Source organism: Streptomyces aureocirculatus, assembly GCF_000720475.1.
GTDB lineage: Bacteria > Actinomycetota > Actinomycetes > Streptomycetales > Streptomycetaceae > Streptomyces > Streptomyces aureocirculatus.
On sequence record NZ_JOAP01000041.1, the window covers coordinates 145275 to 167918 of the forward strand.

Below are 22644 nucleotides of genomic sequence, written 5' to 3' on the forward strand. Positions count from 1 at the left end.
GGGGTGTGGACTCTTTCGCGATGTGAGGTCGGAGACTTCTTGCACTGAGTACGGGTGACGGTCCCACCCCGCCCGGCGGTAGTTTCCCCCCGTGCGGCGGTAGTTTCAGCCCGTGCGGCGGTAGTTCAGCCTGTCCGGCGTTTGAGGACGAGGCCGAAGGCCGATAAACGGCGCCCCCCGGCCAACGGGACATCACCGTCCGACAGAGGCGTCCCCGCCAGACCTGTGGCGGTGCGCGAGCGCCTCGTAAGAAGCGGCGAGGGCAGGCGCCGCGGTCTCGTACGTACGCTGCGCCACCCCCACGAACAGGCAGTCCACGACAAGGAGCTGACTGGTCCGCGAGGACATTGCGGCGGGCCGCAGCTCGCTCTCGCGGGCGGTGGACGTGGTCAGTATGTGGTCGGCGTACTGGGACACCAGGCCGTCGGGCCGCCCGGTGATCGCGATCGTCGTCGCCCCGTGCTCGAAGGCGACACGCAGCGGCTCGATGACGTCGCCCGTGGACCCGGAGTGGGTGATGGCGATCGCCACGTCCTTCGCGCGGAGCGTCACCGCGTTGGTGACGGCGAGGTGCGGATCGGAGTGGGCGTGCGCGACGTGCCCGATGCGCAGGAGCTTCTGGGCGAGGTCCTGGGCGACGAGCCCGGACGCGGCGACGCCGTACACCTCCACGCGGCGGGCGACGGCCAGCGCGCCGACGGCCGCGCCCAACTGCACGGTGTCGAGGCCCGCGGCCGTGTCGGCGAGGGTCTGCTGCTCGTCGTACGCGAGTTTCGCCACGACGTCCGCGATGGGGTCGTCGACGGCGATGTCGGCGGTGACGGCGGGTGCCCGGCCCGACTGCTGCTGGGCGGCGAGGCCCGCGAGGGCGAGGCGCAGGTCGCGGTAGCCGGGGTAGCCGAGGAGGCGGGCGGTGCGGACCACCGTGGCCTCGCTGGTGCCGGTGAGCTCCGCGAGGCCGGTGACCGTGAGCGCGGCGCACCCCGCCGGGTCGGCCGCGACGGCCTCGGCGACCCGCTGCATGGAGCGGGTCATCGACGGGGCGAGGGTGCGGACCTTGGCCGCGAGGGCGGCCGGGGCCGGGGGTGCACCACCCGCGAAAATTTCCTTCACGTCTTGGGTCACCTTTGAAAGATATTTTCGGGGCGGGGGAGGGTCAAGACTCCCGACCGCGTCGGCTCACGGGTGCGCGGCGGCCCGACCGGCCCTCGGACGTGCTCGGGCGAGGGCGCACAATGGCTGTATGGACTCATCCGCATCCTCCGTCCCCGTGGGCCCGCTGGAGCGGGCGCTGCACGCCGCCCGTGCGCTGGTCCTCGCCGACCTGGTCGCGGACGAGGTGGCCGATCCCGACGTGGTCTCCTTCGTCGAGGACTCCGTGGCGCAGCGGCGCTGGTGGGTCGAGCAGTGGCCCGAAGGCGCCGAGTACGTCGCCGGGCTCGTCGCGCAGGACGTGCAGGACGCTCTCCTGGAGCGCTACGGGCGGTGGCCGCTGTGCCCGGTGTGCGGTTCGGGCGATCCGCACGCGCTCGATGTGGAGCCCGAGTTGGGGGCGGATCCGCACTGGGTGTGCGGGAAGGCGGGCGTCGTGGTCGCCGCCGTGGGGTCGCTCGGCTCGGTCGCCCGGTGACGGTCTACATCGATCCGCCGACCTGGCCCGGGCACGGGCGGCTCTGGTCCCACCTCGTCAGTGACCTCTCGTACGAGGAGCTGCATGCCTTCGCGGCGCGGATCGGGGTGCCCGAGCGGGCCTTCGAGCGGGACCACTACGACCTTCCCTCGCATCGGTACGGGGACGCCGTGCGGGCGGGGGCCGTGGAGGTTCCCTCCCGGGAGTTGGTGCGGGTGCTGCTGGCGGCGGGGTTGCGGCGGCGGAAGGGTGCGGCGGGGCGGTAGGTCCTCGCGGGGGCGCCCCAGTCCCGCCCCTTCTCCGATCCTGGGGCTCCGCCCCGGGCCCCGCTCCTCAAACGCCGGAGGGGCTGAAGAAGTCAGCCCCTCGTCGGAGCTCGAAGGCGAAGTCGTCGCCGAGGTCCGCCGTGCGGATGAAGCCCGCGCGGGTCAGGACCGCGTGGGACGCGGTGTTGTCGGGGTCGGTCAGGGCGCGTACGCCTGCGACGGCGGTGTGGTCGGGGTGGTTCAGGGACCAGGTGGTGAGGGCGCGCAGGGCCTCGGTCGCGTAGCCGTTGCCGCGGGCCTCGGGGACCAGGCTGTAGCCGACCTCCACCCAGCCCTCGTCGTCGGGCACCCCGTGGAACCCCATGGCGCCGACCGCGCGCCGGTCCGCGGTGCGGACGACGGCGAACATGCCCCACTCGGGGCGGTGCGCCCCGGCGGCGTACCCCTTCGCCGTGCGCTCCGCCCCCATGCGCGCGCCCTCGTGGGGACCGTCACCGGCCCAGTGGACGCCGCCCGTGCCGCCCGCGGCCAGGTCGGCGGCGGCGTCCGGGGACACCTCGATCAGCTCGACGGGGCCCGCGGGGAGCTGGATCGGGTTGTGCCAGCGCCAGCGCTCCTTGCGGGCGTGGCCCGCGCGTTCGCCGCGCCCGGTCGCCCACAGCAGCACCCGCCAGTGGTCCTCACCGTCGCGGGCGGGCGGCACGTGCGGGAACTGGCGGGTGAGGAGGGCCTCGCACAGCCCGGCCGGCGGCTCGTACGCCACGTCGAAGGCGTTCAGGATGTCGTACGTGTGCAGGATCAGCTCGATGGCGCCCATCGCGGCGAAGCCCGCCGCGTCCGCGCTGCCGTACGGGTACGGGTGCCAGCCGCGCACGCCCGGCGGCGTCGTCCGTACGACCGCCGCGAGCAGGCCCGCGCTCGCCTCGACGCAGCGCACCGCGCCGTCCGCGTCGGTGCCCTCGTCCAGGTGGATCTCCATCGGGACATAGCCGCCGGTGCCCGCCGTGCGGCCCGTGAGCTGCGTCGCGTACGCGGTGAAGTCGCTCGCGATGTGCTCGGCCGTGGCCAGGCAGCTCCACTCCAGGCCGCCCGCGGGGGTCGACCAGTCGTACCCGTCCTTCGCCACCGCGCGCAGCGCGGCCACCGCGTGTGCCGTCGCCTCGTCGATCCGTTCCCCGCCGTTGAAGAGCATGCGGTGAGGTTACGTGAGCAGTGCCAGCTCCGTCGTGAGGTTTTCCCTGGCCGCGGCCTCCCAGTGGGCGGTTCCGTACGGGGTGCGGAACAGGCGGGGCAGGGCGAGGAGTTGGCGCAGCACGTCCGCCCGGCCCGCGCGGAACGCCTCGTCGGGGACGAAGGCGTACTCCTCGCGGACCGCGGCGGCGTACGCGGCGTACGCCGCCGGGGGCGCGGCGAGGATCGCGAGGTCAGCGTCGCACAGGGCCTCGCCGTTGCGGTCGCCCTCGGCCGGGTCGTGGGTGGTCGTGAGGCGGACCAGGCGGGCCACTTCCGCGGTGGCCTCCGGGGGGAGGCGCGCCTCGGTGAGGGCGCGTTCCGCGAGGCGGGCGCTGCGTTCCTCGTTCTCGGAGCGGTCCGGGGCGTAGACGGCGTCGTGGAACCAGGCTGCCAGCCGCACCGTGTGCGGGGTGTCCGCGTGGGGCTGGAGGGTGTTCAGGTGGGTGAGGACGGCTTTCAGGTGGGTGAGGGTGTGGTAGCGGCGGTGGGGTTCCGACCAGCGGGTCAGGAGGTTGTCCGCGTACGGGGTGGGGTCTGGGCCCGTGGTTTTGCCCCGGGCCCCGAGCAGGGCTTCCCGCCAGGATTGGCGGAGGGCTTCCTTGTCGGGCTCGGCCTCGGCCTCGGGCTCGGCCTCGGCCGCGGCTTTGGCTTCGGTGTCGGTGTGGGTGTCTGCGTCGGGCATGGGGTGACCCTAGGCCTTCGCGGGGCGCCCCAGGCCCGCCCCTTTCCCGTAACCAGGGGCGCTGCGCCCCCTGGACCCCCGCTTATCGGCGCTCCGCGCCTCGTCCTCAAACGCCGGACGGGCTGAAAACACTTCGCCGGGCGGGTCGAGAGGGGCCGCGGCCCACGAACATCCACCACACGAGGTCAATTGGTGCGTGGACGTTGCCATTCCGGGCGGTGGGCGCTTGGCTGGCCGCCATGACGTACGACGTGATCTCCGCCGACGGAACGTACGAGTCCGATCGGCCGGGACGGCTGCTGCGCACCGAGCGTGACGCGTTGATCCCGCTGCTCCGTGCCGCCGACGACGCGGCGTTCGCCGTGGCGACCTGCTGCCCGGGGTGGGCGGTTCGCGATGTGCTCGCGCACTGCTCGGCCGCCCTCGACCGGGTGATCGAGAGCCGGTTCGACGGCGGTGCCTTCACCGCGGAGGGCAACGACCGTGACATCGCCGAGCGTGCCGACTGGCCGAACTCCCGGATCGTGGACGAGCTGGAGCACGGGATGACGCATGCGGGCGGGCCCATCGCCGCCTCCAAGGGGCTCCTCGACGGTGTGGCGCTCGGTGAGTGGGTGCACGCGGGTGACGTACGGGACGCCTGGGGGCTGCCGGGCGCGTACGGGGGTGACGGGCTCGCGGACGCGTTACCGCTGCTCGCCGCGTTCAGCAAGCAGCGTGGGGCGCTGCCCCTGCACGCCGACCTCGACGGGTTCGACGAGCCGCTGATCCTCGGGGTCGGCGACGGCAGCCGGCCGCCCGCACGGTACATCGGGGACGCGTCGACGCTGGTCCGGCTGTACGCGGGACGCCCGCTCCCGGGCTCGGAGTTCGAGCTCGCGGGCGCCACGCAGGAGGAGTTGTCGATCTTTTCTTGAGTTCTCGCACCGCTCAGTGGGCGTGTGCCGTGTTCACCGTGAACGCCGCCGTGCGGACCTTTCCCTCGTGGCGGAAGTCCAGGAACAGGCGGTAGGTGCCCGCGCTCGGTGCCGTCGTCGTGAAGGAGACCGTGGGTCCTGGCTTCGTGCTGCCGTCGCCGGGCTCCCCGTTCGGGTGGACGTGCAGATACGCGAGGTCGCCCGCGCGCAGGGCGACCAGGTGGCCGTAGGCGCCCAGGTAGGGCTGGAGGTCGGTGACCGGCTTGCCGTCGCGCAGGACGCGCAGCGTCAGCTCGCGGGGCTTGCCGGGGGCCGGGGTGCCGGTCAGGCGCACCTCGTAGCCGTCGCCCGCCTTCGCCGTGGCCTTCGCGGGCGGCAGCTTGTCGGGGGCGTAGGGGCCGGTGACGGCCAGGTCCGCGCCGAGTGTCACCTTCTCCTTGGCGTGGGCGGGCCTGAAGTCCGCGAACACGCGGTGGTCCCCGGCCTTCGGCAGCGTCGCCGGGACCGACCAGGTGCCGTCGGCGGTGCGCACCGGGTGCAGATGGCGGTACGTCGTCAGGTCGCGCGAGGCGATGATCAGGTGCAGCTCCTTGCCGTGCTCCTTCGCGTACGTCTTCAGGGGTGCCCCCGAGGACTCCCTGGTGATGGTGAAGCGCAGGTCGGTGCGGGTGCCCGCCTCCGCGCGCGGGGTCCGTAGGCCGAGGGTGTAGCCGTGGGCCGTCATCTGGAGGCCCGCCGGGGTGGACGTGGTGCCGGTCCCGCTCCCCGCGTCCTCGTGGCCCCGTTCGCCGTGCTCGCTCCTCTCGCTGTGCGCCGCCGGTGTGCTCACGCTGTCGACGCTCGTGCCCACTCCGTACGCGGCGGTGAACGCCGCCGCGACGGCGGTGGCGTACGCGGTGATCCTCAGTCCGGTCTTCATGTGTCCTGACGATACCCCCCAGGGGTATGAAGTCAAGCGCGGGAAACACTTGCGTCTGCATACCCCCTGGGGGTAAATATGGACCTCGTAAGCGATACCGGGCCCGGGTATGCCGGGCATGAGGAGCAGCAGACATGACCTCCACGCAGACCTCCGCGCAGACGTCCCGCACCACGCAGGTGGAACTCGCCATCGGTGGCATGACCTGCGCCTCGTGCGCGGCCCGTATCGAGAAGAAGCTCAACCGCATGGACGGCGTGACGGCGACCGTCAACTACGCCACGGAGAAGGCCAAGGTCAGCTTCGACGGCGCGGAGGTCGCCGTCACCGATCTCGTCGCCACCGTCGAGGCCACCGGGTACACCGCGCGGGAGCCCGCCCCACCCCGCACGGAACGTGGGGGCGGCGGGCCGGGCGGCGAGGGGGAAGGAGACGGTGATTCCGAGCTGCGGACGCTGCGGGAGCGGCTGATCACCGCCGTCGTGCTCTCCGTGCCCGTCATCGCGATGGCGATGATCCCCGCGCTCCAGTTCGAGTACTGGCAGTGGCTGTCCCTGACCCTCGCCGCGCCCGTCGTGACATACGCGGCCTGGCCCTTCCACAAGGCGGCCGTCACCAACGCCCGGCACGGCGCGGCCACCATGGACACGCTGATATCGGTCGGTACGTCGGCCGCGTTCCTGTGGTCGCTGTGGGCACTGTTCCTCGGCTCGGCGGGGACGCCCGGCATGACGCACCCCTTCGAGCTGACCATCGAGCGCGGTGACGGGGCCGGGAACATCTATCTCGAAGCCGCCGCGGGCGTCACCGCGTTCATCCTCGCCGGGCGGTACTTCGAGGCCCGGTCCAAGCGGAAGGCGGGCGCCGCCCTCAAGGCGCTGCTCGAACTGGGCGCGAAGGACGTGACCGTGCTCCGGGACGGGCGGGAGGAAACCGTGCCGGTCGGGGAGCTGAAGGCCGGTGACCGGTTCCTCGTACGGCCCGGCGAGAAGATCGCCACCGACGGGCGGGTGCTCGAAGGGGCCTCCGCCGTCGACGCCTCGATGCTCACCGGCGAGTCCGTGCCAGTGGAGGTCGCCGTCGGCGACGCGGTCACCGGTGCCACCCTGAACGTCGGCGGCCGACTCGTCGTGGAGGCGACACGCGTCGGCGCCGACACCCAACTGGCGCGGATGGCGCGGCTCGTCGAGGACGCGCAGAACGGCAAGGCCGCGGCCCAGCGGCTCGCCGACCGCGTCTCCGGCGTCTTCGTACCGGTCGTCATCGCGCTCGCGATCGCCACGCTCGGCTTCTGGCTCGGCAACGGCGCGGGGCTCACAGCGGCCTTCACCGCCGCCGTCGCCGTACTGATCATCGCCTGCCCCTGCGCCCTCGGCCTCGCCACGCCCACCGCGCTCATGGTCGGCACCGGACGCGGCGCGCAGCTCGGCATCCTCATCAAGGGCCCGGAAGTCCTTGAGACCACGCGGCGCGTCGACACCATCGTCCTGGACAAGACCGGCACGGTGACCACGGGCCGGATGACGTTGCTCGCCACGCGAGTGGGGGACAACGCCTCCGAGGACGAGGTGCTGCGGCTCGCGGGTGCCCTGGAGCACGCCTCCGAGCATCCGATCGCCCAGGCCGTCGCCGCGGGCGCCGCCGAGCGGGTCGGGGAACTACCGGCGCTGGAGGACTTCGCCAACGTGGCGGGGCTCGGGGTGCAGGGGATCGTCGAGGGGCATGCGGTGCTCGTGGGGCGTGAGCAGTTGCTCCATGAGTGGGCGATCCAACTGCCGGAGGAGCTGAAGCGGGCCAAGGACGCCGCGGAGGCGGCCGGGCGCACCGCCATCGCCGTCGCCTGGGACGGTGAGGCGCGGGCCGTGCTCGAAGTCGCCGACGCCGTGAAGGAGACCAGCCCCGAGGCCATCCGGCGGCTGCGCGCGCTCGGGCTCACGCCCATGCTGCTCACCGGCGACAACCGTGCCGTCGCCGAGTCCGTCGCCGCCGAGGTCGGCATCGCGGCGGAGCATGTGATCGCCGAGGTGCTTCCGCAGGACAAGGTCGACGTGGTCAAGCGGCTCCAGGGGGAGGGGCGTTCGGTCGCCATGGTCGGTGACGGCGTCAACGACGCGGCGGCCCTCGCGCAGGCCGACCTGGGGCTCGCGATGGGTACGGGGACGGACGCGGCCATCGAGGCGGGGGATCTGACCTTGGTACGGGGTGATCTGCGAGCCGCCGCCGACGCGATCAGGCTGGCCCGGAAGACCCTCGGTACGATCCGGTCCAACCTGTTCTGGGCCTTCGCCTACAACGTCGCCGCGCTGCCGCTCGCCGCGGCCGGGCTGCTCAACCCGATGCTCGCCGGGGCGGCCATGGCCTTCTCGTCCGTCTTCGTGGTCGGCAACAGCCTGCGGCTGCGTGGCTTTCAGCCACTGAGCTGAGATTTCCGGTGCCGCGTGGCCTGATCTTCGCGGCGCTTGGCCTGATCACCCCGGCGCGGTCCGATTCCCGCCGGGGTGATCTGCGCGTACCCTGGTAATTGGACTAGACCTGTGTTTCCGTGGTCGACCTGTGTTTCCGTGGTCGTCGTTCCGCGCGACGCCTACGCCCGCCCGGACCCGCCGATTCCCGAAGGAAGACATCCATGAGCAAGCGCGCGCTCCTGGAGGTGATCGCCCTCGACGCCGAGGACGCGGTCGCCGCCCAGGCCGGAGGGGCGGACCGCCTCGAACTGGTCACCGACATGGCCGCGGACGGGCTCACGCCGTCCGTCGAGGCCTTCGCCGAGATCCGTGCCTCCGTGGACATCGCGCTGCGCGTCATGCTGAGGCTCGCCGACGGGTTCGACGCGGGGGACGTCGACGCGCTGGTGCGGTGCGCGCGGGAGTTGCGGGGCGCGGGGGCCGACGAGTTCGTCCTCGGCTTCCTCGACGCCGAGACCGGCGGGGCCGATGTCGCCGCCGTCGAGCGGGTCGTGGGGGCGCTCGACGGGTGCCGGTGGACGTTCCACCGGGCCATCGACCGGGTCGCCGACCGGGACGCCCTGCGCAAACAGCTCGCCGATCTGCCCGGGCTCGACACGTATCTCACCGCCGGGGCCGCGGGTGGGGTCGATGAGGGGCTCGGCACGTTGCTCTCCGAGGCGGCGCGTTCCGGGGAGCCCGGGTATGAGGCCCGGTTGCTCGTCGGTGGGGGGCTTCGGCTTGAGCATGTCGCCGTGCTGCGGGCGGGTGGGGTTGATGGGTTTCACATCGGCGGAGCTGCTCGGCCCCACGGGTGGGGCGCTCCGCTCTCTGCCTCCGCCGTTTCGGCTTGGCGCCGCGCCCTGGATTCCTGACCCCGTCGCTCCGCGCCGGGAGCCTTTCCCACCCGCCCGCCCGTTTCCAGCCCGCCTCCGGGCTTGGGTCGCCTGTGTCGCGGTGGTTGTTCGGCGTGTGCGGGTCGGTGGGGTGGCCCCGTCGCTTCGCGCCGGGAATCCCCCCCACCCGCCCGCCCGTTTCCAGTCCGGGGCCGGGCTTGGGTCTCCTGTGTAGCGGTGGTTGTTCGGCGTGTGCGGGTCGGTGGGGGGCGACCCCGTTGCTTCGCGCCGGGAATCCCTCCGCCCGGCCGTTTCCAGCCCGCCTCCCGGCTCGGGTCTCCCGTGTCGCGGCCGTTGTTCGGCGGGCTCGGGTCGGTGGGTGGGGGCGTCGTCGGACGGTCATCGTGGTGTGGGTGAGCCGGGCTGGGGGCTGGAGATGGGTGGGCGGGTGGGGGATTCCCGCCGCGGAGCGGCGTTCGGGGCGGTGCGGCGGCCCCCGGCTCTGGGGCGACAGGGGCGGGAGCGGTGGGCACAGCCGGTGTGAGGGGTCCCGTTATGTGCCGGACAGGGCAGGGGGCAGGGGGGTCGAGTGGATCACCGTCAAGCCCGATACCGCTCGGGTCAGGGCCACGTACAGGCGTCGCAGGCCCGTGCGTTCGTCGGGCTCGGCGGCCACCACGGCGGACGGCTCGTCCAGGACCACGTAGTCGTACTCCAGGCCCTTGGCCAGGGACGCCGGGACCAGGGTGAGGCGGACGTCGGGGGTGGTCTCCTCGCCGGGGGAGAGGAAGCCGAGGCCGGCCCGCTCCAGGGCCCGCGCGAGGTCGGGCACGCGCGCGTCCGCCGCGATCAGGCCGATGGACCCCTCGTGGCGGAGTGACTCGGCGCAGGCGGCAGGCACCGCGTCCGTGGGGTCGGACACCCGGCGCACCGACAGCGAGCCGGGAGCCTCCCGCACCGACCCCACCTCCGCGAGGCCCGGCGCGATCACGGGCAGAAGACGGGACGCGTACGCGATCACCTCCCGCGGCACGCGGAACCCCGCGGTCAGCTCCTCGACCACGGCGTCCGGCTTGCCGAGGTGCGCGAGCGCCTCGTCCCAGCTCCGCGTAGCCCACGGCGTGGTCCCCTGCGCCAGATCCCCGAGGACGGTCGCGGAACCGGTGGTGCACCGGCGCCCCACCGCCCGGTACTGCATCGGCGAGAGGTCCTGCGCCTCGTCCAGGACGACGTGCCCGAGTGAGTGCGTACGGGAGACGAGGTCCGCGGCCTCGTCGATCAGGACCGCGTCCGCCGCCGACCACTTGGCGCTCTTCACCCCGCGCCCGGGCTTCGCCCACAGCACCGCCTTCTGCTCCACCTCGTCGAGGATCCCCTCGGCGTGCGCGGCGAGGAACTCCTCGTCGGACAGCAGCCGAAGCACCAGCTTCGCCGGGTCGACGGGCGGCCAGATCGCCTTCACGGCCGCCTTCACCGCCGCGTTGCGGGCCACCGCGTCCTGCACCCGGTCGTCCGGGGCCTCCCCCGCGCGTTCCATCTGGACGAGTACGGAGTGCGCGATGCGCTGCGGGAGGGCCTCGCGGGCGGCCCCGTACCGCATGTCGCGGGCCAGCAACTCCTCGACGATCGCCTCCACTTCGTACACCGGAACCCGCCAGCGGCGCGAGCCGCGCACCACCACGATGCCCTCCCGCGGCATCGTGACGTGCGAGCGCAGCGCCCCGCGCAGCACCTGAGCCATCCGCGCGTCGCCCTTGACCAGGGCCGCCGCCGGGTCGTCCGTGCCGCGCACCTCGACGTGTGCGACCAGGTCGGCGACGGTGGCCTGCCGGACCTCCAACTCGCCGAGCGCGGGCAGGACCTGCTCGATGTAGTGCAGGAAGGAGCGGTTCGGGCCGATGACCAGGGTGCCGGTGCGGGCGAGCCGCTCCCGGTGCGCGTACAGGAGGTACGCCACCCGGTGCAGGCCCACCGCCGTCTTGCCGGTGCCGGGGCCTCCCTGGACGCAGACCGAGCCGGTGAGCCCGCCGCGCACGATCTCGTCCTGTTCCGGCTGGATCGTCGCCACGATGTCCCGCATCGGGCCCACGCGCGGGCGCTCGATCTCCTGCTGGAGCAGCTTGCTGACCTGCTCGGCCTCGCCGGGGTCCGTCAGGTGCTCGTCCTCGTACGCGGTCAGCTCACCGGCGGTGTAACCGAAGCGGCGGCGCAGGCCGACGTCCTGCGGGTCCTTCTTCGAGGCCCGGTAGAACGGCTGGGAGACGGGGGCGCGCCAGTCGATCACCATGGGGTCGCCGTCGGCGTCGTGCACGTGCCTGCGCCCGATGTAGAACCGCTCGCCCTCGCCGCCCTCGCCGCCCTCGGCCCGCTCGGCGCCCGGCGCGTGCAGGAAGTCGAGCCTGCCGAAGAACAGGGGCGTGTGCGCGAGGTCCGCGAGCGCCTTGATCCGGTCGTCGATCTGGCTCTGCAGGACCGCGGCGTTGACCCAGTTCGCCGTCACGTCACGGATGTCCAGGGACGCCACGTCCTCACGCATGGCGCGCAGGGCGGAACGGGATGCGGTGAGGTGCGCCCGCTCACGGGCGAGGGGACTCTCGGGCTCTCGTGCGAGCCCGGGCACGGGTACGGCGTTCACTGCGGGGGCCTCCGGCGGATACGGGTGGTGCGGTGCTCTGTGCGTGCTCGGGGCCGCCGGTTTCCGGCCGGGCGGCGGCGCTCCGCTGGGGCGGGAGGCGGGAAGGGGAAAGCTTAGGTGAGCGTCCGGTGGCGGGGCCAACGATTTTCCTCCGGTCCCGCCGGTCCCGCCGGTTCCCCCGAAACCCTGAGGCACCCCCGAGAAAACCCTGAGGGACGTCCTCCTCGCGGCTCCGTCCCGAGGCGGACGGCACCGCCCGCGAGTCGTACCGGGGGCCATGCGCGGTTACCCCGCGAGGCCGATGCGTGCGGGCCCCCACGGGCGGACCATGGATACATGAGCAGCGCAACCTTCACCCCAGCGTCCCTGTCCTCCGGGCCCGCAGGCCCCCGTCCCGCCGCCGGCGCCACGGCGCTCTCCGGCGACCACCGTCCGCACCGCTTCGGCACCGCCCTGCGGGCCGCGAAGGTGTTCATGGGTACGGCCTTCGGCGTGGCCGTGCTCGGCGAGTTCGCGGAAGAGGCGGGCGTCCGCCGCCGCTGAGGCGACTGCCCGCCGCTGAGGCGACTGCCCGCCGCTGAGGCGAGGCGACTGCCTGTCGCGGAGCGACTGCCCGCCGGGCCGGATACACCGGCCGTTCGCGGACCTTCGCTAGGGTCACCGCCGTGATGCGACGGTACGTGGCCACACGGTCACCCCACGCGGTGACCGGAATCCTCCTCCTTGCCCTCTCCTGTACGGGCTTCGCCGCCCTCTGCGGAGTGCACGGGCTGCCCATGGCCGATGCCCAGGTGTACCGGGCCGAGGGTGCCGCCGTCGTCGACGGACGGGATCTGTACGGGTTCACCGTCACCCGGTGGGAACTGCCCGCCACCTACCCGCCGTTCGCCGCCCTCCTCTTCGTCCCCACGACCTGGCTGCCGCTCGCCGCCCTCAAGGCGGCCTTCGTCGTCGGCAACGTCGCTCTTCTGCTGCTGCTCCTGCACCTCTCCTGCCGCCTCGCCGGGGTTCCGTCGCGGCCCGCGGCCCTGTGCGCGGGCGCCGCGTTCGCGCTGTGGCTCGAACCTGTCTTCCAGACCGTGCTGTTCGGGCAGATCAACCTGGCGCTCGCCTGCCTGGTCCTGTGGGATCTGACGCGGGGGCCGGGTGCGCGGGTGCGGGAAGCCGTGACCGCCTTGGCCGCGTGTGCCGGGACCGTGCTCCTGGGGGCGCTCGCGCTGCCCGCCGCCAGTGTCGACTTCTGGACGCGGCGGATCTTCGAGACCGGGCGGGTCGGGAAGGCGTGGATCGTCGACAACCAGTCCTTGCAGGGGGTGGTCGCCCGGCTCCTCCACGAGCCCGCGCCCGAGCCCCGGGTGCTGTGGGTCGGGCCCGCCGTGCTCGCCGCCCTCGCGGGGCTGTGGGGTGCCCGGCGGTGTGGGGGGTCGGCCTGGGGGGTGCTCGTCGCCGCCTTCGCCGCGCTGCTCGTCTCGCCCATCAGTTGGTCCCATCACTGGGTGTGGTGTGTGCCGGTGGTCGTGGTGTTGGTGGGGGAGGGGCGCAGGGGCGCGGCGGGGGTGGTCGCCCTGCTGTTCACGGCACGCACCCTGTGGCTCGTGCCGCACGCCGGTTCCGCCGACCTCCACCTCACGTGGTGGCAACAGCCGTTGGCTTCGCCGTACGCGGTGGGGGGTGTGGTCCTGTGCGGGTGGACGGCGCTGCTGCGAAGCCCCCGATCCCGCCCCTTTCCCGACGTTCCGGAGCGGACCCCTGCGCTGATCACCCTCACCAGGCTGACCAGCACAGGGGCTTTCGTGTGTCCGGGGTCAACTTGCCGGGCGTACGCTGCTGTGACGACTGCCGTTGCTGTCAAAGGGAGCGTGCACCATGGCTACTGGGCTGGCCGAGAACGTCAGGAACCACCGGCGTACGGCAGGCATGAACCAGGAGCGGCTAGCCGAAGCGGCCGATCTCTCTGTGGGGACCGTACGCAAGGTGGAGCAGGGCGGGGACGTGCGTATGGAGACGTTGCATGCGCTGGCTCGCGCGTTGGGTGTCCCCACGTCGGCACTGTTCGCCACGGAGACCACGACGCCGGTGATCGGGGATGAGGCGAACCGCCGTTACCTGGTGGAGCTGCGCAAGGCTCTGATGCCTCCCGTCGGCCTCGCTGCGCCGATGACGGACCGGGGGCAGACCGAGGAACTGTCGGCGCTGCGGAGGGTCACAGCGGATGCTCACGCGCTCTACTGGGCGGACCGCTACGACTCCGTGGCCAAGCGCCTGCCGGGGCTGCTGCGGTCCGCTGAGGCCGCCGTGGAGGCGCTGGAGGGCGAGGAGCAGCAGCAGGCGATGATCGCTCGTTGTCATGCGCTGCTGCTGGCGGGCAAGTACCTGACGCAGGTTCGGCAGTACGACATGGCGTACTACGCGTTGGTGGAAGCGATCAGGCTTGCTCGGGAGACCGGCCAGACGCTCACCGCTGCAACGGGAGTCGTCGGGATGTGCTGGCTGCTGCTGCGACAGGACCGGTTTGACGAGAGTGAGCAGCTCGCGGCGCAGACGGCAGCGGAGATCGAACCCCGTATGTCAGAGGCGGCCCCGGCGCACTTGGCCGTGTGGGGTGAGTTGTGGCTGAGGGTTGCGTCTGCCACCGTCCGGAACAACCGCCCGGATGTGGCGCGGGAGGCCCGCAGGATGGCGGGGACGGCTGCCAGCGCGATGAGTGGTGAGAACGCGGAGTTCCCGCTCCACTGGGGCGGCTTCGGTCCTGTCACGGCGGAGCTGAAGGTTGTTGAGGATTTGTCGCTGTTCGGGGACGCACGAGGCGTTCTCGGCCGTGCGGACGATGGCTTGTTGGCCAGCAAGGCGCTTCGGAACTTCGGTAAGCCGACCGCTCCGAACTGGGACCGTCACAGGCTGGACGTGGCCAGGGCGCACTCGACGCTGAAGCAGCACCAGGACGCCATGGATGTGCTGATGTCCGTTCGCCGCACGTCCGGTGAGTGGATCAAGCACCAGCCTATGGCCCGGTACGTGATGACGGACCTGCTCAAGACTCGAAAGCGCACCCTGACTCAGGACATGCGCGACATGGCCGCCCACCTGGGTGTCACCGGCTGACTACCACGCGCCATGGCAGTTCCCGCACTGGTCCTTGCGAACTGCCTTGCTACGCACGTGGATTGGCATGCTCCCAGCTCCTAGCGTTCCCGGTGATCCCAGAGTCGGAAGGCCGGGGGCCGAGATGGTTCGCAGGACAGACGCAGACCGACAGCGCAGGCGGGACCTTGCCGACGCATCAGCGGGGGCGGCTCGCCTCATGCCGTGGGTGACGGATGACGGCAAGCGCGTCTACCTCTCCACGGACGGTGGAGGGTGGCTGTCAGCACTGGCTGACGACGTGGAAGCCGCCGTCCGCTGGTGGGACGAGCAGGGGCGGCCGGGCATCGACCGATTCGGCCTCACCGTGGACAGCGACGGCCACACGACGGCGTGGCTCGACGCACCAGAACATTCGGTGGTCGCCGCGAGCTGACGCACCGCATGAGGCTGCGGTCCAGGGGGCGCAGCGCCCCTGCCCGCGGCGGAGCCGCTGATCGACACAGCGGGAAGGGGCGGGACTGGGGAGCCCCCGGCAGGGCCCCCGGCCTCAGGCGTCCTCCGCCAGTACCGCGTCCGCGTCCAGAATCCGGTACGCGTACCCCTGCTCGGCGAGGAACCGCTGGCGGTGGGCCGCGAAGTCCTGGTCGATGGTGTCGCGGGCGACGACGGAGTAGAAGCGGGCCTCGTGCCCGTCGGCCTTGGGCCGCAGGACGCGGCCGAGGCGCTGGGCCTCCTCCTGGCGGGAGCCGAAGGTGCCGGAGACCTGGATGGCGACGGTGGCCTCGGGCAGGTCGATGGAGAAGTTGGCGACCTTGGAGACGACGAGGACGGAGATCTCGCCCTCGCGGAAGGCGCCGAAGAGCTTCTCGCGCTGCGCGTTGGTGGTCTCGCCCTTGATGACGGGCGCGTCGAGATGCTCGCCCAGCTCGTCGAGCTGGTCGATGTACTGGCCGATGACGAGCGTCTGCTGCCCCGCGTGCTTGCGCACGAGCGCCTCGGTGACCTTCCGCTTGGTCGCGGTGGTCGCGCAGAAGCGGTACTTCTCCTCGGCCTCGGCGGTGGCGTACGCGAGCCGCTCGCTGTCGGTGAGGTTGACGCGGACCTCGACGCAGTCGGCGGGCGCGATGTACCCCTGCGCCTCGATCTCCTTCCAGGGCGCGTCGAACCGCTTGGGCCCGATGAGGGAGAAGACGTCCGACTCGCGGCCGTCCTCGCGTACGAGGGTCGCGGTGAGCCCGAGCCGGCGCCGGGCCTGGAGGTCGGCGGTGAACTTGAAGACGGGCGCGGGCAGGAGGTGCACCTCGTCGTAGAGGATGAGGCCCCAGTCGCGGGAGTCGAAGAGCTCCAGGTGCGGGTAGACGCCCTTCCGCCTGGTCGTGAGGACCTGGTACGTGGCGATGGTGACGGGGCGGATCTCCTTCTTCGTACCGCTGTACTCGCCGATCTCGTCCTCGGTGAGGGAGGTGCGCTTGACCAGCTCGTGCTTCCACTGGCGGGCGGAGACCGTGTTGGTGACGAGGATGAGCGTGGTCGCCTTGGCCTCGGCCATGGCGCCCGCGCCGACGAGGGTCTTGCCCGCGCCGCAGGGCAGTACGACGACGCCGCTGCCGCCGTGCCAGAAGTTCTCCACGGCCTGCCGCTGGTAGGGGCGAAGCGCCCAGCCGGTCTCGTCCAGGTCGATGGCGTGGGCCTCGCCGTCGACGTACCCGGCGAGGTCCTCCGCGGGCCAGCCCAGCTTCAGGAGGGTCTGCTTGATCTGGCCGCGCTCGGAGGGGTGCACGGCGACCGTGTCCGGGTCGACGCGCGCGCCGACCAGCGGCTGGACCTTCTTCGAGCGGAGGATCTCCTCAAGAACGGGGCGGTCGGTGCTGGTCAGGACCAGGCCGTGGGTGGGGTGCTTGGAGAGGGTGAGGCGGCCGTAGCGGGCCATGGTCTCGGCGACGTCCACGAGCAGGGCGTGCGGGACGGGGTAGCGGGAGTACTCGACGAGGGCGTCGACGACCTGCTCGGCGTCGTGCCCGGCGGCGCGGGCGTTCCACAGGCCGAGGGGCGTGAGGCGGTAGGTGTGGATGTGTTCGGGTGCGCGCTCCAGCTCCGCGAACGGGGCGATGGCGCGGCGGCAGGCGTCGGCCTGCTCGTGGTCCACCTCGAGCAGCAGAGTCTTGTCCGACTGGACGATGAGCGGTCCGTTCACCGGGGGGTGCCCTTTCGCTAGGCCAAACATCCAGTGTGCCGCATCGCCGCCGGGGGCGGGCCCCTGCCGCCGTGGGACCGGCCCCTGCCGCCCGTACGCACGGGCCTATGCCGTCGGGGCGGACGTCTGGGGGACCGCGCGGACGACGCGGTCGGCGGTGGCGAAGTGGACGAGGCCGTGGGCCGTGACGGGGGCGGGGGCCGGGGTGCCGGTGGGGAAGGGGGCGTAGGAGCGGCGCTGTACGGGGGTGCCGCGGTCGCGGGTGTTCAGGGCGATGAGGTCGCCGGCCAGGGTGAGGACGTACAGGACGGCGTCGGCGAGGGCGGGGGTGCTGGGGGTGGGGGCCGTGAGGCGGTGGGTCCAGGCGGGTTCGCCGGTGCTGCGGTCGACGGCGTGGACGCCGCTGCTGCGGCCGGTGAGGTGGACGAGGCCGGTGACGTCGTCGAACACCGGGGTGGACCACGTTTCGCCGGGCGGGCCGAGGGGGCGGGACCAGACGGGCCGCATGGTGTGCACGTCGACGGCGGCGAGTCCGGCGCCGGGGCCCGTCGTGCCGAGGTAGGCGATGCCGCCGCGTAGGAGGGGCGCGGCGGGGGCGGGGAGCGCGTCGCCCGGCAGGAGGACGATGTGGTGGTCGCGTCGGTTCGCCAGGCTGACGCGGTGCAGGAGACCGCGGGTCCCCCTGCGTTCGCCGATGACGAGCGTGGTGTCGTCGACAGCCGCGGGCGCCGTGAACGCGTCCCGCCCGCCCCGCACCCGGGCCGCGAGGCCGTCGGGGCCCACGGAGATCTGCTCGCCCAGGTAAGGGTCCACGAGAGCGAGTTCGTCGCCGGTGCCGTGCGCGTCGGGGGTGATCACGCAGACGGCCTGCTGTGTCACCACCGGGGCACCGGCGGCGCTCAGGCCGAGGTTCCACCGTTCCTGCCCGGACGTCGGGTTCAGGGCGTACAGCGTGTCACCCGTGACGTAGAGCGCCGGGGCGCCGACGGCAGGGCCGCCGAGCCGGGGCCACGTGCTCCCGGTGTCGAGCCACTCGCTCCAGAAGCACTCGCCGGTGCGCGCGTCCAAGGCGTACACGTAGCCAACGGAGTCCACCGCGTACAGGGTCCCGTCCGCGGCCAGGAGCTGGTGGACCGCGCCGTGCGTGCGGAACGTCCACACCTCGGCCCCCGCCCGCCGGTCCCCCGCGACCAGGCCCGCGCACCCCGCCCCGAACAGGACCGCGGCCCCCGCCCGCAGCACCTCCCGCCGACCGGGACCCGGCTCCGGCCCGCGCGGCCGGGGGCCCGGCGGCCGGGGCCCGGCGGGCGCGGGGAGCAGTTCGGCGAGGCCGTCCGGCAGGACGACGTCCTCCCCGGCCGAGGGGAAGTGGTCGAGTGCCGTGGCCAGCTCGGCCAGGGTGGGGCGCCGGGCCGGGTCCTTGGCGAGGCAGCGCGTCGTGAGGGCCTGCCAGTGGCAGGGCAGGTCCGACAGGTCGGGTTCGTCGAAGCGGATCGCGTACATCACCCGCCACATGTCCTCCGCGTCGAAAGGCGCCCGCTTGCGCAGCGCGAACACCAGCGTGGAGGCCAGCGAGAAGACGTCCGCGGCGCCGGTGAGGCCGGCCGCGTCCCACTGCTCGGGCGCGGCGAACGCGGGCGTGCCGAGGAAGGCCTGGCTGGTGGTGAAGGTGCTCGCGTGCAGATGTCGGGCGACGCCGAAGTCCAGTACACGGGGGCCGTGCGCGCTGAGCAGCACGTTCGACGGTTTGAAGTCGCGGTGCACGAGCCCGGCGCGGTGGATCGCGGCGAGGGCGTCCGTCAACTGCCGGGCGATGGCGCGGACGTACGGCTCCGGCAGCGGTCCATAGGTGTCGACGGCCTCGGAGAGCGCGATTCCCGGTACGTACTCCGTGGCCAGCCACGGCTGGTCCGCCTCCGGGGCGGCGTCGAGGACCTGCGCGACGAGGGGGCTCTCGACCCGGCGGGCCGCCGCGACCTCCCGGGCGAACCGCCGCCGGGCGTCCCGCTCGTGCACCAGCGAGGGCCGCACCCGCTTGACGGCGACGAGCTGCCCGCGGCGGTCCCGCGCGAGGAAGACCTCGCCCATGCCGCCGCGCCCGAGCACGCCCACCAGGCGGTAGGGCCCGAGGCGCCGCGGATCGGAGTCGAGCAACGGTTTCGTGACGGTCACGCTATGTAGGCTATGGGTAACGATATGTGTTCGTGCGGGAGTTGGCCGAAGGTGGTCCTGACGGGCCGGGGCACGGGGCGTCGGACGGGGTGGCGCGGTGCGCCTGGCGCGCCGGGGCGTGCGCCGAGCTGAAGTTCCCCGGCGGGAGACCCTCGCTGCCGGGAGACAGCCGCTGCCGGAGAACCCCGCTGCCGGAGAAACTTCGCTACGTCGCGTGCTCGGGGGTATCCGGGGGGTATGACTGCCGAGCCGACGCACGAGCACGGTGACGAGAAGGGCTTTGAGCCCCGTTACGAGAAGGACTTTGAGCCCCGTTACGAGAAGGGCTCCGAGCCCGGTTACGAGGAGAGCCCTGGGCCCGGTTACGGGAAGGGCCCCGAGCCTCGCTACGAGGAGAGCCCTGGGCCCGGTTACGGGAAGGGCCCCGAGCCTCGCTACGAGAAGAGCGCTGGGCCCGGTTACGGGAAGAGCCCTGAGCCCGGTTACGAGATGAGCCCTCAGCGCCGTGACGAGGGCGGCCCCCAGCCCGGTGACGAGCGGGCGGCGACGGTGCCGCGGTTGCAGCGCGGGACCCGCACCGCGGTGCTCGCCCGCGGCCTTGTCCTGCTGCTCAGCTTCGTCTGCATGGTCGGCTTCGCCGTCCTGCTGGCCAGGGCCACCCTGGTGCCCTCACCCGGGTCCACCGACCTCACCCACACCAACCTGCGCCCCGGCGACTCCATCAGCGCGTATCTGGACCAGCCGGACTTCAAGGACACGATCAAGCAGATCGGCGGCAACATCCTGCTCGGCGTGCCTTTCGGCGTGCTGCTGCCGATGCTGATGCCGAAGGCGCGCGGTTTTGCGCGGGTCGCCGTGGTGACGGCCCTGGTGATGCTGATGGTGGAGAGCGCGCAGGGCGTTCTCGTCACCGGGCGGGCCTTCGACGTCGACGACGTGCTCCTGAACACGGCCGGTGCGCTGATCGGTTATCTCCTCGCCGGGCGGCGCCTCGGCCGTGCGCTGCACCCGCGGCGCCATCACTGGTGGCACCGCTGGACGCGCAGGCCGGACCGCCCGGCCGGGTCCGGCGGCGAGGCCCTGCCGGGCCCCGTGGTCAGCTCGGATCGTCCGCCAGTTCCGCCACACCCGTGACCCGGTGCAGCGGGTAGGTGCGGACCTCGTCGGCCGTGTGGTCGTAGGCGGTGACGAAGCCGCCCTCGACGCGTACGGGCGCGATGACGCGCTGGCTCGCGGCGCCCTCGGCGTTGACGTAGCCGATCCACAGGGTCTCGCCGGTGAGGACGGCGGCCTGCATGGTGGCGAGGGTCTCGGCGGCGGCGGTGCGGGGCAGTTCGCCGGGGGTGGCGGTGGGCGCGGCCTTGCGGGGGGCCGTGGAGGCGAGGTCGCCGGCGCGGATGGCGCGTACGGCGGCGCCGATGAGGGTGGCGTCCGGCAGCGGCGGGCCGTCGGGCACCGGCTCGGGCGCCGTGCGCGGCGGCGTGCGGTGGCTGTGCGCGCGGGTGATCAGGACGTCGCCCTCGGCGCTCTCCGCGGAGGGCGCGAAGCCCATGGAGCGCAGCCCTTCCATGAGGGTCGCGGGGTCGGCGGGGGTGGCGAGCACGGTGGGCGCGAGCCGCCGGAGGCGCAGCCCCTCGCCGCGCTTGTCGGCGAGGATCTCGTTCAGGACGCCCTCGTCGTCGCAGCGTACGTAGGCGGAGGCGGCGCCGATGCGCAGGTGGCCGTGTTTCCGCGCGACGTCGTCGATCAGGTACGCGAGGGGCTGCGGTACGGGTGTGCGGGAGTGCGCGGTGAGGAAGGCGTGCAGGTCGGACGCGCTCTGCCCGGCGTCGAGCGCGCGGCGCACGGAGCCGGGCGTGAACCGGTACACGGTGGCGCCGCCCTTGGACTCGATGTCGGCGAGCACCGCGAGGGCGTCGGCGAGGGGCCGTCGCAGCGGTCCTGGTGCGACGGCGGTGAGGTCTGCTTGCAGCAGCACGTGGTCGAGGGGTTCGGGGAGCAGGGGGGTGAGCAGGCGGGTCGCCTGCTTGCCCGCGGCGGCGAGTTCGGCGGCGGTGGGGGGCCGGTAGGGGGCGGCCCCACCCCCCGGTCCGGGGTGAACGGGTGTGGGCTGCTCAAGGCCACCTGCCAGCAGCGCCCGGCCGTGGGCGGACAGGGCGCCGCGTCCCGTGACCCCGAGGAGTTCGGCTTCCTCCAGGGTCCAGTGGGCGAGGCGGGCCCGCAGGTCGGAGCCGCTCGTGCCGGGGGGCCGTTCCCAGCGGAGCCGGGCGAGTACGGACTCCGTGTCGGGGGCGGCGCCCTCGGGCAGTTCGGCGAGCAGTTCGAGCACGCGTACCCGCACCTCGGGCGCGGCGGAGCGGTCCAGGTTGGGCCCGAGCGCGGACAGGGTGCGTTCCTTGCTGTCCCGTCCGCCGACGAGGCCCGGCGTGCGGGTCGCGACCAGCCAGGCGGTGGCGAGCCGCGTCCACCGCTCGGCGACGGGCAGTTCCTGCCAGGTGTCGTACGCGGGAGTGGCGGCGTACCGCTCGTCGGTCTCGCCGTCCGCCGCGAGCAGTCCCGCCGCGTAGGCGAGCTCCACCCAGAACGCCGCCTGCGGCTCCGGTACGTCAAGGGCGACCGCGGTCCGCTTCAGGTCGCGCACGCTCAGGCCGCCCGCCCGCAGCACCGCGGGACCGCCCTCGTCCCAGTCCTTGAGGAGTTCCTCGACGGTGGCGAGCGCCATGTGCGCCTGGCCCGCGGCGGTGCTGTCCACAACCTGTGGACGGTGTTCGCGCGCGGCCAGCACGGGCGGCGGGGTCGCCTCAAGGACCCGGTGGGCGCGGCCCCCGCGCAGGTGGAGGGCCACCTCGCGCGGCAGCACCACCGTCCCCGGCGCGGTCGGAAGGAGCAGTCCCCGGTCGATGAGCCAGCGCAGGTGCGCCGCCGGTTCGGCGGTGACCTGGCCGTACGGCGGCCCCCACACGAGGCGTGAGAGCACCTCCACGGACGCCGGGGGCGCCTCGTCCAGGAGCGCCGCCATCCGCTTGCGGTCGGTGAACAGTGCCGTCAGCACCTCCACCGCCGACACCGCGTCGTGCGTCGCCGCCAGGCCTGCCGCCGAGACCAGGCTCTGTACGCGGCCCGGCGACATCCCCGCCATCGCCTCGCCCACGGTCGGCCCGAGCCCTGTCGGCGATGGCCGCTGCGGCGTCGGCGCGAGCAGCTCCCGTGCCGTGCGCACCAGGCGGAACCGGTCCTCGCCGCCCCACACCAGGGCCTGCCCGCGCAGTGTCGCGAGGGCCCGGTCCAGGGCGTCCCGGACCTCGCCCGGTTCGCCGTCACCGGCGACGAGGCCGAGCAGCTCCCCGTACGTGGCCGGTTCCGACGCCACCGCGAGGGCCTCGGCGACCTGCTGCGTGAACCGGTCGAGCCGCTCCAGGGCGCGGACGACGGACGCCCGCGTGCCCGCGCGGGTCGCGAGCTGCGACAGGTCGTTCGGGACCGGCGTGAGGAGGTCCGGCCGGGCCCGCAACAACGCGACCATGGCCGCGTCGTCGCACGCCCTGAGGGCTTCCGCCAGGGAACGGGGGGCGTCCGGGGTGCTCATCCTGGCCACGGTAGCGGGTCGCCCGCCGGGCCGGGTGTGCGCGGCG

The 22644-nt window shown here is 73.2% G+C and carries 17 protein-coding genes and 1 pseudogene; 10 read left to right on the forward strand and 8 right to left on the reverse strand.

Annotation, left to right across the window (positions count from 1 at the left end):
• Positions 1-192: 192 nt before the first annotated feature.
• Positions 193-1125, reverse strand: a complete 933-nt coding sequence (locus tag IG78_RS0131035) for a MurR/RpiR family transcriptional regulator (protein ID WP_051853070.1) — start codon at positions 1123-1125, stop codon at positions 193-195.
• 118 nt (positions 1126-1243) lie between these two features.
• Here IG78_RS0131035 and IG78_RS0131040 point away from each other — a divergent pair, with 118 nt between their 5' ends.
• Complete coding sequence (locus IG78_RS0131040; RefSeq protein ID WP_030569279.1) at positions 1244-1630, forward strand: hypothetical protein; 387 nt, start codon at positions 1244-1246, stop codon at positions 1628-1630.
• On the forward strand, positions 1627-1896 hold the full coding sequence (locus IG78_RS0131045) for a DUF4031 domain-containing protein (RefSeq protein ID WP_030569281.1): 270 nt from the start codon (positions 1627-1629) through the stop codon (positions 1894-1896). The genes IG78_RS0131040 and IG78_RS0131045 overlap by 4 nt, the downstream gene beginning before the upstream one ends.
• Before the next feature lie 67 nt (positions 1897-1963).
• Here IG78_RS0131045 and IG78_RS0131050 read toward each other — a convergent pair whose 3' ends face one another.
• Complete coding sequence (locus IG78_RS0131050; protein WP_030569283.1) at positions 1964-3088, reverse strand: GNAT family N-acetyltransferase; 1125 nt, start codon at positions 3086-3088, stop codon at positions 1964-1966.
• Between the two features lie 9 nt (positions 3089-3097).
• On the reverse strand, positions 3098-3811 hold the full coding sequence (locus IG78_RS0131055; protein WP_225882390.1) for an HD domain-containing protein: 714 nt from the start codon (positions 3809-3811) through the stop codon (positions 3098-3100).
• Positions 3812-4050: 239 nt separating this feature from the next.
• Here IG78_RS0131055 and IG78_RS0131060 point away from each other — a divergent pair, with 239 nt between their 5' ends.
• Positions 4051-4728: a maleylpyruvate isomerase family mycothiol-dependent enzyme gene (locus IG78_RS0131060; RefSeq protein WP_030569287.1), complete on the forward strand. Its 678-nt coding sequence runs from the start codon at positions 4051-4053 to the stop codon at positions 4726-4728.
• Between the two features lie 13 nt (positions 4729-4741).
• On the opposite strand, the gene IG78_RS0131065 is transcribed toward IG78_RS0131060, so the two are convergent.
• Positions 4742-5647, reverse strand: a complete 906-nt coding sequence (locus tag IG78_RS0131065; RefSeq protein ID WP_051853071.1) for a hypothetical protein — start codon at positions 5645-5647, stop codon at positions 4742-4744.
• 134 nt (positions 5648-5781) lie between these two features.
• Between IG78_RS0131065 and IG78_RS0131070 the strand changes: the two genes are divergently transcribed.
• Positions 5782-8070 (forward strand): heavy metal translocating P-type ATPase, encoded by a 2289-nt coding sequence (locus tag IG78_RS0131070; protein WP_030569292.1) that lies wholly within the window; start codon positions 5782-5784, stop codon positions 8068-8070.
• A 203-nt stretch (positions 8071-8273) separates the two neighbouring features.
• On the forward strand, positions 8274-8966 hold the full coding sequence (locus IG78_RS0131075; protein ID WP_030569295.1) for a copper homeostasis protein CutC: 693 nt from the start codon (positions 8274-8276) through the stop codon (positions 8964-8966).
• A gap of 514 nt (positions 8967-9480) precedes the next feature.
• Here IG78_RS0131075 and IG78_RS0131080 read toward each other — a convergent pair.
• Positions 9481-11562, reverse strand: a complete 2082-nt coding sequence (locus IG78_RS0131080; protein WP_078965879.1) for a HelD family protein — start codon at positions 11560-11562, stop codon at positions 9481-9483.
• A 336-nt stretch (positions 11563-11898) separates the two neighbouring features.
• Here IG78_RS0131080 and IG78_RS0131085 point away from each other — a divergent pair, with 336 nt between their 5' ends.
• The 4 genes and pseudogenes from IG78_RS0131085 (at position 11899) to IG78_RS50705 (ending at position 15079) form a co-directional block, all read left to right on the forward strand.
• Entirely contained in the window at positions 11899-12105 is a 207-nt protein-coding gene (locus IG78_RS0131085; protein WP_030569301.1) for a hypothetical protein, read from the forward strand.
• A gap of 125 nt (positions 12106-12230) precedes the next feature.
• Positions 12231-13301: pseudogene (locus tag IG78_RS0131090) on the forward strand (glycosyltransferase 87 family protein); the annotation flags it as partial.
• Positions 13302-13428: 127 nt separating this feature from the next.
• Positions 13429-14664, forward strand: a complete 1236-nt coding sequence (locus IG78_RS0131095) for a helix-turn-helix domain-containing protein (RefSeq protein ID WP_030569303.1) — start codon at positions 13429-13431, stop codon at positions 14662-14664.
• Positions 14665-14872: 208 nt separating this feature from the next.
• Complete coding sequence (locus IG78_RS50705) at positions 14873-15079, forward strand: hypothetical protein (RefSeq protein ID WP_318657894.1); 207 nt, start codon at positions 14873-14875, stop codon at positions 15077-15079.
• 114 nt (positions 15080-15193) lie between these two features.
• Here the strand turns inward: IG78_RS50705 and IG78_RS0131105 are convergent, their stop codons facing one another.
• Positions 15194-16840 carry a DNA repair helicase XPB gene (locus IG78_RS0131105; RefSeq protein ID WP_030569305.1) on the reverse strand — a complete coding sequence of 549 codons (1647 nt, stop codon included), beginning with the start codon at positions 16838-16840 and terminating at the stop codon, positions 15194-15196.
• 105 nt (positions 16841-16945) lie between these two features.
• Positions 16946-19012, reverse strand: coding sequence for a protein kinase domain-containing protein (locus IG78_RS44380; protein ID WP_051853072.1), 2067 nt, complete (start codon positions 19010-19012; stop codon positions 16946-16948).
• Between the two features lie 237 nt (positions 19013-19249).
• Here IG78_RS44380 and IG78_RS52480 point away from each other — a divergent pair, with 237 nt between their 5' ends.
• Positions 19250-20146 (forward strand): VanZ family protein, encoded by an 897-nt coding sequence (locus IG78_RS52480; protein ID WP_078965880.1) that lies wholly within the window; start codon positions 19250-19252, stop codon positions 20144-20146.
• Here the strand turns inward: IG78_RS52480 and IG78_RS0131120 are convergent.
• The gene (locus IG78_RS0131120) at positions 20109-22598 is read right to left on the reverse strand and encodes a helicase-associated domain-containing protein (protein WP_030569315.1); all 2490 of its coding nucleotides are present in this window, start codon (positions 22596-22598) and stop codon (positions 20109-20111) included. The two genes, IG78_RS52480 and IG78_RS0131120, sit on opposite strands and share 38 nt — an antisense overlap.
• Between the last annotated feature and the right edge of the window lie 46 nt (positions 22599-22644).